General features: G+C 46.3%; 10 protein-coding genes. 6 read left to right on the top strand and 4 right to left on the bottom strand.

Annotated features, from left to right (window positions below; all coding sequences use genetic code 11):
• The first annotated feature begins 42 nt into the window (after positions 1 to 42).
• Positions 43 to 654: a 2'-5' RNA ligase family protein gene (locus RT717_RS24130; RefSeq protein WP_317488903.1), complete on the top strand. Its 612-nt coding sequence runs from the start codon at positions 43 to 45 to the stop codon at positions 652 to 654.
• On the opposite strand, the gene RT717_RS24125 is transcribed toward RT717_RS24130, so the two are convergent.
• Both RT717_RS24125 and RT717_RS24120 read right to left on the bottom strand, forming a co-directional pair.
• Positions 608 to 1,426 (bottom strand): mechanosensitive ion channel family protein, encoded by an 819-nt coding sequence (locus RT717_RS24125; RefSeq protein ID WP_317488902.1) that lies wholly within the window; start codon positions 1,424 to 1,426, stop codon positions 608 to 610. The two genes, RT717_RS24130 and RT717_RS24125, sit on opposite strands and share 47 nt — an antisense overlap.
• Before the next feature lie 41 nt (positions 1,427 to 1,467).
• Complete coding sequence (locus tag RT717_RS24120) at positions 1,468 to 1,956, bottom strand: DUF6702 family protein (protein ID WP_317488901.1); 489 nt, start codon at positions 1,954 to 1,956, stop codon at positions 1,468 to 1,470.
• Between the two features lie 78 nt (positions 1,957 to 2,034).
• Between RT717_RS24120 and RT717_RS24115 the strand changes: the two genes are divergently transcribed.
• The 3 genes from RT717_RS24115 (at position 2,035) to RT717_RS24105 (ending at position 7,201) form a co-directional block, all read left to right on the top strand.
• Complete coding sequence (locus RT717_RS24115) at positions 2,035 to 2,619, top strand: HupE/UreJ family protein (protein ID WP_317488900.1); 585 nt, start codon at positions 2,035 to 2,037, stop codon at positions 2,617 to 2,619.
• A gap of 14 nt (positions 2,620 to 2,633) precedes the next feature.
• Positions 2,634 to 4,853: a M1 family metallopeptidase gene (locus tag RT717_RS24110; RefSeq protein ID WP_317488899.1), complete on the top strand. Its 2,220-nt coding sequence runs from the start codon at positions 2,634 to 2,636 to the stop codon at positions 4,851 to 4,853.
• 116 nt (positions 4,854 to 4,969) lie between these two features.
• Positions 4,970 to 7,201 carry a M1 family metallopeptidase gene (locus tag RT717_RS24105; RefSeq protein ID WP_317488898.1) on the top strand — a complete coding sequence of 744 codons (2,232 nt, stop codon included), beginning with the start codon at positions 4,970 to 4,972 and terminating at the stop codon, positions 7,199 to 7,201.
• A 188-nt stretch (positions 7,202 to 7,389) separates the two neighbouring features.
• Here the strand turns inward: RT717_RS24105 and RT717_RS24100 are convergent, their stop codons facing one another.
• Entirely contained in the window at positions 7,390 to 8,523 is a 1,134-nt protein-coding gene (locus RT717_RS24100) for a hypothetical protein (RefSeq protein ID WP_317488897.1), read from the bottom strand.
• A gap of 160 nt (positions 8,524 to 8,683) precedes the next feature.
• Between RT717_RS24100 and RT717_RS24095 the strand changes: the two genes are divergently transcribed.
• On the top strand, positions 8,684 to 9,607 hold the full coding sequence (locus tag RT717_RS24095; RefSeq protein ID WP_317488896.1) for a M28 family peptidase: 924 nt from the start codon (positions 8,684 to 8,686) through the stop codon (positions 9,605 to 9,607).
• A complete protein-coding gene (locus tag RT717_RS24090) occupies positions 9,604 to 10,173 on the top strand; it encodes a DNA-3-methyladenine glycosylase I (RefSeq protein WP_317488895.1) in 570 nt (189 codons plus the stop codon). The genes RT717_RS24095 and RT717_RS24090 overlap by 4 nt, the downstream gene beginning before the upstream one ends.
• 10 nt (positions 10,174 to 10,183) lie before the next feature.
• Here the strand turns inward: RT717_RS24090 and RT717_RS24085 are convergent, their stop codons facing one another.
• A complete protein-coding gene (locus RT717_RS24085; RefSeq protein WP_317488894.1) occupies positions 10,184 to 11,149 on the bottom strand; it encodes a Fic family protein in 966 nt (321 codons plus the stop codon).
• Positions 11,150 to 11,401: the final 252 nt, after the last annotated feature.

Genomic DNA, 11,401 nt, shown 5'->3' with positions numbered 1-11,401 from the left:
AAATATAGCTTAATCTCTAATTCAGTAATTATTAAGTGCTTAATGGTAAAAAACCTACTTCGGGATGAGAAATTGTACTTTGTGGCAGTGGTGCCGCCGGAGCCGTTGGGGGCGGAACTTCACCAACTGAAAGAGTACTTCAGGGATAAATATAATTCTTCCAAATCGCTTAATTCTCCACCGCACATTACGTTGCACATGCCCTTTAAATGGCGGGAGAGCAAGGAGAAAAAGCTTCTTAGTGCGCTGGAAGAATGCTGTTTGCCGCTGACCCCGTTTGAGGTGGCATTGAAGGGATTTGCAGCTTTTCCTCCGAGAGTGATCTATGCTGAGCCGGTTGAATCGCCTCAATTACACGATTTACAGAAAACAGTGGCCCGAGCTATGCGCTTATCGCTCAATTTGTTCAATGCCGACTATCAGGGCAGAGGTTTTCACCCGCACATCACACTCGCTTTTAGAGATTTAAAAAAGCCTCGCTTTCACGAGGCTTGGCAGGAATTTGAAAACAAGCCACTGAAGGCTTCATTTCTTGTTGACAATATTTGTTTGCTCAAGCACAATGGCAGCACCTGGGATATTTTCCAGGAGCTACCCTTTGGCAACTTTATTTCTGCTGAAAAAGGTGAACGTCCCTCTGAGGAAACGGAATAGAAATACCTTCTTTGTCGAACGTGCTTTTCACCCGTTCCTGCATATCAAATGTCATTGGCCAGTAGTCCTCTTTCTTCACCCATACCCTGAAAAGGAAATTTACAGAGCTGTCGGCCATTTCTTTAATGGCAATAAACGGTGCCGGATCTTTGATTACTCTTTCATCATCCATCGCCATTTGAGTAAGCAATTCTTTTACCTTTTTGATGTCATCTGAATAGCTCACGCCGAAAACGAGGTCAAGCCTTCTATTGTCTTCCACTGAATAATTGGTAATGGTGCCTCCCATTACGGCACTGTTGGGAATAACAATTGTTTTGTTGTCTGGTGACTTGAGCACTGTGTAGAGAATTTGGATAGCGTTCACGGTGCCTGCCTGCCCTTGCATTTCGACAAAATCGCCCACCCTGTAGGGGCGAAACATGATGATCAAAACACCACCGGCAAAGTTGGAAAGGCTGCCTTGCATGGCCAGGCCAATTGCCAAACCTGCGGCGCCTATAACGGCCACAAAGCTAGTCGTTTGAATACCCACCATGGAAGCCACCGAAATGAGCACCATGGCCTTCAGGACGACATTAAAAATATTGGAAAGGAAAGGAATGAGAGTTGGATCGACGTCCCTTTTCTTCATTAGCTTTTTTAGAGACCGGGTGAAAAAGCCAATGAGATAAAAGCCAATGATAAGAATGACGATGGCAGCCACTAGCTTGGGAGCGTAGTCAAATAATAGTTGAATGAGACCTTCCTGGTATTGATCCAATTTGTCCATAATAGAATTTACGTGATTATTAATTTAGATTAGCGGGAGAACTAGTAGCTGATACTACCCTTTGCGTTATCCCTGTATAATTTTAGCGATCGTATTTTGCCTTCTTTTTTGACGTGGATCAAGTTGACCTGATCGGGAAAAGTGTCAATGAGCACACTATTTGCAACCCCTATCGTAGTCAAATTGTTCACGCCGGTCACTTCGAGGTAGCACCAGATAGCATCCGATTCCAGCTCATGGCCGAGATAGGAGAGCTTTACGGGTTTATTATTTATTTCTATTGAAAGATTTTCTATCACAAACTCTTTCATAAGCGCATCAAACCGCTTTTTATCTGAGGGGTTCACCACGTCCAGCGTCGTCCAGCCACTTTTCTTTCTCAAAGCTTCTTCCAGATCGTCAAGAAAAATGCGCTGGGAAATCTCCAGAGACTTCGTTTTTTCATTGAATTCCACATCACATACACTTACATGAAAAGGGTGAGCCAACCACGTAACGAATATGAGGAAGATCTGTACAATCATTGCCATAGAAACAACATTTACTGCAAGTACAAAATTTAAGATGTATACTTACAACCTTTTTTGTGGCAGCAACTTAAGAAAACTATGTCGGAGTTTAGCCTCTTTTTTGGATTAGGAATGGAACACATTCTTGATATCAATGGTTACGACCACATATTGTTTGTTATTGCCCTGTGCGCCATTTATTCGGCCCAACAGTGGAAAAACGTCCTTGTTTTAGTGACCGCTTTCACTTTGGGTCATTCGTTAACATTGGCGCTTTCTACGCTGGACATTATCAAGGTGGACTCAGGGCTTGTGGAGTTTCTCATTCCGATTACAATATTTGTAACGGCAGCGGCCAATATTTACAAAAAAGACGCTGAAGTGAGCAACAAAAGTGTGAAACTCAACTATTGGTTTGCGGCGTTTTTCGGACTCATTCACGGCATGGGTTTTTCTAACTACCTAAAAAGCCTGCTGGGCAAAGACGAATCCATTGTCACACAGCTTCTCGCCTTCAATTTGGGCCTTGAGGTGGGTCAGATTGTGATCGTTTTGGCAGTGATGGTGGCAGCATTCCTTTTTATGTCTTTGGGAAGCGTAAAGAAAAGAGACTGGATTTTGGTGATTTCGTCGGCTGTGGCGGGCATATCACTAACAATGATTATAGAAAGTAAATTTTGGTAAAAAGTGAAACTGATATGAAGAAACTACTCATTGTAGCATTGACCCTTTGCACAAGTTATTTAGTAAAAGCCCAGGGAGAATGGGGCCAGAAATTTGAGCAGCTTGGCACAATGCTGCCCACTCCCAATAGCTATCGTACCGCCTCCGGCGCACCCGGAAAAGACTACTGGCAACAAAAAGCGGACTACGATATTTCAGTTGAGCTGAACGACAACAATCAGAGTATTACCGGCACCGAAACCATCACCTATCACAACTTGTCGCCTGATCGCCTTTCGTACCTGTGGGTGCAGTTGGACCAGAACATGAGGGCCAAATCGTCAAACACTCCCCTGGTTACTACCACGGCAATGTCTGATTCTGTTTCAGGGAAAGCATTGCAGACTATGATAAATGACGCTGACTACGATGGGGGCTTCAAGATTGCCTATGTAAAAGACATGTCGGACAAGGGCCTCAAATACACCATCAACCAAACCATGATGAGGGTGGATTTGCCCAAAGCCCTGGAACCGGGAGGAAAGGTTTCATTCAAAATCGCCTGGTCCTACAATATCAATGACCGGATGCTCGAAGGTCCCCGTTCAGGTTATGAGTACTTTCCGAAGGATGGAAACTACGTTTATACCGTCGCACAGTTTTACCCCAGAATGGCGGTATACGATGACGTGAATGGCTGGCAGAATAAGCAGTTTTTGGGTAGAGGCGAGTTTACGCTGCCTTTCGGAGACTTCACTTTTAGTGTAACTGTGCCTGCCGATCATATTCTGGGCGCAACAGGTACGCTGCAAAATGCCTCTCAGGTGCTCACGCAAGAGCAGCTTCAGCGCTTCGAAAAGGCGAAAACCACCTTCGATAAGCCAGTGATTATTGTTACTCAGAAGGAAGCAGAAAAGGCTGAGAAGACAAAGTCGAAAGAAAAGAAAACCTGGACATTCAAAGCTGAAAATGTGCGTGACGTAGCCTTTGCTACTTCCAGAAAGTTCATTTGGGATGCCATGGCGGTTGATATCAATGGAAAAACGCCACTTGCTATGAGCTACTACCCCAAAGAAGGCAACCCGCTATGGGAGAAGGAGTCGACAAGAGCTGTGGCTAACACGTTAATTACCTATTCAAAGCATACTATTGACTATCCTTATCCCAAAGCGATTTCCGTGCATGCGGCTTCCATCGGTATGGAATACCCAATGATCTGCTTCAACTTTGGCCGCCCTGATCCAGATGGCAGCTACACAGACCAGAAAAAGTGGGGCATGATCGGCGTGATTGTGCACGAGGTAGGGCACAACTTCTTCCCAATGATCATCAACTCCGACGAACGTCAGTGGACCTGGATGGACGAAGGCCTGAATACTTTTGTGCAGTCGCTTACGCAAAAAGAGCATTACCCTGACATGCCAATCCGCCGTGGTTGCGCTGCCTGCATTGTCGACTACATGAAAGGTGATAAAGAGGGCATTCGCCCGATCATGACCAACTCTGAGCAAATCCTCCAGTTCGGCAACAATGCCTACGCAAAGCCTGCTGCAGCGCTCAGCGTATTAAGGGAAACCATTATGGGCCCCGAGCTTTTCGACTATGCTTTCAAAGAATACGCAGACAGGTGGGCATTCAAGCATCCATCACCCGCCGACTTTTTTCGCACAATGGAAGACGCTTCGGCCATGGACCTCGACTGGTTTTGGAGAGGCTGGTTTTACACGACGGACCATGTGGACGTGGCGGTTGATAATGTGAAGTGGTACAAAATGGCCACCAACGAAAAAGGCTTCGAAAACCAGGTAACGGCTTCAGGCGAAGTGATGGGAGCCGATGGCAAGAAAGCGCCAGCCACGAACTTTCAGGAGGCTGCAGAGACTTTCGTGTTCAGCGGCACTTCCGACGACTCATACAGAGAGTTTATGAACAAAGTGGATGATGAGGCGATTAAGCAAAAGCATATCAACACCAATTTTTATGAATTGACCCTGAAAAATGCTGGCGGCCTTGTAACTCCCGTTATTATTGAATGGACTTACGCCGACGGCACCAAAGAAAAGGAGTATATCCCTGCCGAAATCTGGAGACACAATGAGCACGAAGTGACCAAGGTGTTTGCCAAAAACAAGGAAGTGGTAAATATTCAGCTTGATCCGGACAAAGAAACAGCCGATGTGGAGCTGGACAATAATGTGTTCCCTCGCCAGGATGTAAAAACCCGCTTTGACCAGTTCAAGGAAAAGAAGAACTAAGAAAATAGAAAAGTAAAACATACTGTAAGTGAGCCCGGGAAAGTGTTTTCCGGGCTTATTTGGTAGAAAAATGAACGACAAAAACCCAAAGACTGATTATCAAATACTCAATGTTTATGAAAAGGATTCTTTTAAGTTGCCTGGCCATTGCAGCGGGCATCATCACAGCAGAAAATGTTAACGCCCAGGGAGAGTGGGGCCAAAAGTTTGAGCAAATGGGCACCATGCTGCCCACGCCAAATACGTACCGAACTGCCTCAGGAGCTCCCGGACGGGAGTACTGGCAGCAAAAAGCCGACTACGATATTTCGGTAACCCTTAACGACAACAACCAGTCGGTGACTGGTGAAGAAACAATCACTTATCACAACCAGTCACCTGACCAGCTCAAGTATCTTTGGTTGCAACTCGACCAGAACATGAGGGCGAAGGACTCCAACACTCCGCTGGTGTCTTCCAGCAGCATGCCTGACACCATTTCGGGCAAGTCGCTACAGCAGCGGATCACCAGAGATCAGGACTTCGATGGAGGCTTCAAAATCGCCTCTGTTAAGACGGTAGACGGCAAAGCCATTCCCTATACCATCAACAAAACCATGATGCGGGTAGATCTTCCGCAGCCGCTCAAGTCGGGCGCTGAAGTTTCTTTCAAAGTGGCCTGGTCATACACCATCAACGACCGTATGCAGCTGGGCGGCCGCTCCGGCTATGAATATTTCCCTAAGGATGGCAACTATTTGTACACGATTGCCCAGTGGTTTCCACGCATGGCGGTGTACGACGACGTGAATGGCTGGCAAAATAAGCAGTTCCTTGGGTCTGGTGAGTTTGCCCTTGCTTTTGGTGACTACACCGTGCGTATCACTACTGCGGCTGATCATGTGGTGGCTTCAACAGGCGTTTTGCAGAACCCAAAGGAAGTGCTTACCGCTACGCAATTGGAACGTTTTGAGAAGGCAAAGAAAAGCTTCGACAAACCGGTGATCATCATTACACAGGAGGAGGCTATTCAAAACGAAAAATCCCGGGCAAAAGGAACGAAGACGTGGGTTTATAAGGCGGAAAACGTGCGTGACTTTGCCTTTGTTTCTTCCCGCAAGTTTATCTGGGATGCTCAGGCTGTGAAGTTCGAAAACAATACACCGTTGGCAATGAGCTTTTATCCAAAAGAAGGAAATCCACTTTGGGAAAAAGAGTCAACTAAAGCAGTGGTAAACACATTGAAGACCTATTCGAAATACACCATCGACTATCCTTATCCTGTAGCTCAGTCGATTCATACAGCTTCCATTGGCATGGAGTACCCAATGATTTGCTTCAACTTTGGCCGTCCGAACCCCGATGGCACTTATTCGCAAAGGACACTTGAAGGCATGGTAGGCGTAATTGTGCATGAGGTTGGGCACAACTATTTCCCGATGATCATTAACAACGACGAACGCCAGTGGGCCTGGATGGATGAGGGTATCAACACTTTTCTTGAGCATCAAACAATCGTTGAAAACTATTCTTCCTTTGATACCACCTGGGGTACGCCTGCGGGAGTTGTAAATTATATGAAGGGAGACAAAAACAACCTTCGCCCCATCATGACCAACCCTGAAAACGGAAGATCCTTGGGCTACGAAGCGTACGGCAAGCCGTCAGCTGGTCTCGTACTATTGCGTGAAACAGTAATGGGCCCCGAGCTTTTCGATGCAGCCTTCAAAGAATATGCGCAGCGATGGGCATTTAAGCACCCCTCACCTGCCGACTTCTTCAGAACGATGGAAGACGCTTCGGCTGTAGATCTTGACTGGTTTTGGAAAGGCTGGTTTTATAGTGTGGATGCCTGCGACATAGCTGTGGATAAAGTGACCTGGTACAAGATGAACATTGACGCCAAAGGCTTCGAAAATCAGGTAAAAGTAAGTGGTGATGGCACACTTGGAGGAGGTGATGCTTCAGTAGAAAATGGCCTTGCTGCGCCAAAACCGTTCACCATGGCTAACACCAAAAGCTCGGAATACGGCGAGTTCAAAAACGCCGTCGACGATAAAGCCATCCAGAAAAGAAATGCTGAAAAGAACTTCTATGAGGTCACTTTCAAAAATGAAGGAGGGCTGATGATGCCTATCATCATCGAGTGGTCTTATGCCGACGGTACCAAAGAGGTGGAGAAGATTCCGGCAGAAATATGGAGACTCAACGAACAGCAGGTAACCAAGGTGTTTGCTAAAGACAAGCAGGTAATTGGCATCAAGCTGGACCCTAAAAACGAGATTCCTGACATTCAGCAAAGCAACAATGTGTATCCAAGGGTAGACAGTAAGAGCAGGTTTGACAAATTCAAAGACGGCTCGAAATAGTCGTGCCCACAGCGAAGGCGATAGCCAGGCTGGTGGCACGACAAAAATAGATTATAGCTTGCCTAGCCCCAGTGTGCATTAAAAAAGGCCCTGACGCTCGACGTCAGGGCCTTTTTTCTTTACCAGCCCAAGCTCTGAAGGGGTGATATTCACTTGCAATGGGTGCAGCCCATTGCAATCCTAAAAACCTACCTGATCTTCAGCTCATCTTTAAAATTCTGGATATAATTGCTCAGCGCCTCGTCCATTGTTTCATCAGCATCCCACTTCGTGCCCAGGTACACATCGCCCGTCACCAGGTGCTTCACATAAAATTTATACACCGGGGCATTCACAGGAATAGTTCTCAGAATGGCCTTCCCATTGCTGGTCTTCATGGTAATGTAGTCGGTTTCATTCTTGTCCACCTCATAGTTCAGCATCTCCCTGATGGTGTACCCGGTAGTGTTGAGGTTGAGCAGCACATACTGATAACCCGCATTGTACAGCTTCTTGTCGTCACCGTCATATTCCACCAACTCATACTTGAAGGGGTAATCCTGCATAGCACCTTTCAGCACATTATTGGAGCTCGCTACTTTAGCGTTGTACTTCTGTATTTCCTTTTCCACATTGTTGTTGACAATGCCTCCGGGCTTATCGGCTGGAATTTCCACCTTGGTATACATGGGTACCGCCAGCTTGTCAATTTTCAAGTCACCGGCAAAAGATGGGAACCGCCTTTTTGTGATAATATCCACATCTGTAAAGAACTCGGGCTTTTCCGTGATCAGGAAGTTCTTGTTTTCCTGCTTCGATTTGTAAACCGCCTTGCCCAGGTTTTTCACCACCTTTTCAAGGTCTTTGTCCTGATCTTTCCAGGCCTGCTGACCGTTCGACATATAGGTTTTCGTGCCGTTGTAGGGAGTGATTACCACCACCACTCTTTCACTTTCTTTTCCAGCAATTTTAAGATTCACCTTGCTCAGGAGAATCAGGTTTTTGATCTGACGGGAGTTGAGGAAGTCCGAAAATGCTCCGGTTACATCTGTGCCAGCCATCACGTCGTCGATATTCAGGTAGGCAACAGCATCAATGCCCATTTTGCGAAACTCCTGGTGCATTTCGGTTGAAAAACCCCTCCAGTCGCCCCTCTCAGAAGTGCCTCTGCTTTTGGGTGGTACGCTCACCAGCACTGCAGAACGACTCGACAAAAGATCAGCAGGCAGGTCGTTGGTGTAGTCCAGAAACCGAAAACCTGCTATATTTATTTCTTCTTCCTGTGCCTGGGCAGTAAAACCAATCAGGCAAAGGGCAAATGTGAATTTTAACAAATGTCTCATGGGGATATTTCGGATTACTATCATATTCAACAGGGATAAGTTTCTATTATTGTAGGAACAATAGCTATTTACGGAAAAAACGGACAATAGATCGAAAGGAAGCCCGGCGATTCCTTCGGGATTCCCTCCGGCTTTGTAAAACAAGATATTTTCGGAAGAAATGCAAGTCAGAGCAAAAATCATAACACACCGCACAGGGTATGCTTTCATATGCCTGCTGCTTTTCTGTGGGTTCATGAGCCATGCTCAGGTCAGCGTTGACTCCACGAGACTGATGAATGCCTTAAAAGCGCTTTCGTCTCAGGAAATGGCCGGGCGGTTGAGTGGCACCAACGGCATTAGTAGGGCCCGTATTTTTATTAAAAACAATTTTAACTACGCCGGACTTCACCCACTTGAGAGCAACTGGTTCATTCCGTTCGATATGAAGGCAAAGAACTACCCCTCTCAGGGAGTGAATGTAGTTGGATTTTTGAAGGGAGAAAGTGATTCGGCCGTTGTTGTTACCGCCCACTATGATCATCTCGGCGTCAAGAACAAAGAGATTTATTTTGGTGCGGACGACAATGCATCTGGGGTGAGCGTGCTGCTGGAGGCCGCCTGGCTTTTTGTCGCAAAGAAAACGGCGCCAAAGTACACCATCATTTTTGCTGCGCTGGATGCGGAGGAAACCGGCTTGCTGGGAGGTTATGCCCTGGTTGAATACCTGCAAAAGGCCAATATCCCAGTAAAGCTGAATGTGAATATGGATATGGTGAGTAAAGGCTATAAGAACGAGCTGTATGTTTGTGGCACTTATCATTACCCGCAGCTGAAGCCATTGGTCGATTTAATTGGCAAACGTTACGCTAAGGTGGTGCTGAAACTTGGGCACGATATTCCTGGCAGCGGTCACGACGACTGGACGATGTCGTCCGACCATGGGCCTTTTCACAAGCAGAAAATCCCCTTTCTTTATTTTGGGGTAGAAGACCATAAGTACTACCATCAGCCGACGGATACTTTTGAAACAACACCGTTCAGCTTCTTCTATCATGCGGCGGAAACCATCACATGCTTTTTAAACGATTACCTCTACCAATGAATGACAACAAGAAACGCTGTGCCTGGTGCCTCGGCTTCGATGACTATGTGAAGTACCACGACGAGGAGTGGGGAGTGCCGGTGCATGACGACCGCAAGCATTTCGAATTTTTAATCCTCGAAGGAGCGCAGGCCGGTTTAAGCTGGAGCACCATTCTGAAGAAGCGGGTTGGCTACCGTGAGTCATTCGCCGATTTCGACCCTGAGAAAGTGGCACAGTTTACTCCTCAGATTGTGGAAGAGCTGCTCCTTTTTCCGGGCATCATCCGCAACCGGCTCAAGGTGCAAAGTGCCGTAACCAACGCACAGCAGTTTCTTAAAGTGCAGGAGGAATTCGGCAGCTTCGACAAGTACATCTGGCAGTTTGTGGACAACAAGCCCATTGTGAACCAATGGAAAGACTACAAAACAGCTCCACCAACCACCAAAGAGTCGGACGCCTTGAGCAAAGACCTGAAAAAGCGGGGCTTCAAGTTCGTCGGCAGCACCGTCATTTACGCCCACATGCAAGCCTGCGGCCTGGTGAACGACCATGTGGTGGATTGCTTTAGGTATGGGGAGGTGTGAGTAAGCTGGGCTATATTTTCTTTTCTATCACCTTGTAGGTTGTCAAGCGATTCATACCGAGGACGCTGAAATGCCCCAATTCAACTCCTTTTTTTAAGTCACGGCTGGCGGTGGCAGTTGAAAGTGTCTTGAAAACATTCATGTAATCTTTTCGGGTAAATGACTTAATCTTCAGAGACAGGAAATACTGGAGCCGATCAACTTGCGATTGACTCGCTCCTTTGGTTTGAAGAACATTGTCCAGCGCCAGGCTAATGACGCCGAGCATGTAGGCGATGAATGGAGTTGAATGACCGGCCTTGTCGCTATCAGAAAGGGCTTTGTAATAGGCTGATTGATTGGCCGAAATGAGCGTTTCAAAAGGAAGAAACTGAAAGACGGGAAATTTGCTAATCAGGATCACAGTTTGCCAAAGTCTTCCCATTCTTCCATTACCATCCATAAACGGGTGAATAAACTCTATCTCATAGTGAAAAACACAACTTTTGATCAGGGCGATATCAGTGTCGGTTTTGAGATAGTGAAAAAGATTCTTCATCAAAAAAGCAACGTTTTCGGCCGGTGGGGCAAGGTGTTGAACTTTTGAGCCCTTCACAATGCCCACTCCTTTTTTCCGGTAGGAGCCAGCATCTTTCTCAAGCGACTTCATAAGCATTTTGTGTGCAGCCAGGAACGATTTTTCGGAATCAAACCTGAAGCTCTCGATTTTATCGTAGACCTCAATGGCGTTCCGAACCTCCATAATATCTCTTTCAGGGCCAATCACCCGCTTGTTTTCAATCAGTGCTGTTATCTGATCTTCTGACAATGTATTACCTTCTATTTTCAAGGAAGAGTGAATTGTTTTGATCTGGTTTTGCTTCCGCAGGGTTGGGGACGGTTTGATCAGAAAGCTGGCGTTGACGGCCCCAATTTTCTCCGACACCTCAGTAAGCAGGCGAAGTATTTCCGAATTGATCTGATAGGGAGGCTTCATGATGCTATCATTTGATAGCATTAAAGGTAAGGTATTTGTATAGACTTTTGAATAGGTGTGGTACGAAGTTTGGGGCATTGCTGCTATTTACGCCCACACACAAGCTTGCGAATGACACGTGGTGGATTGTTTTAGGTATGGGGAGGTGTAATAAAACTCAACATTCGATGACCCACAGACCAACGAACACCAATGTTTCTACCATGATTTTGAAAGAGATAGCATCAATTTTATAATGTTTTTTTAAATAAA

It is taken from the genome of Imperialibacter roseus, assembly GCF_032999765.1.
In the GTDB taxonomy this organism is placed as follows: Bacteria; Bacteroidota; Bacteroidia; order Cytophagales; family Cyclobacteriaceae; genus Imperialibacter; species Imperialibacter roseus.
This window is presented reverse-complemented; position numbering and strand designations above follow the sequence as displayed.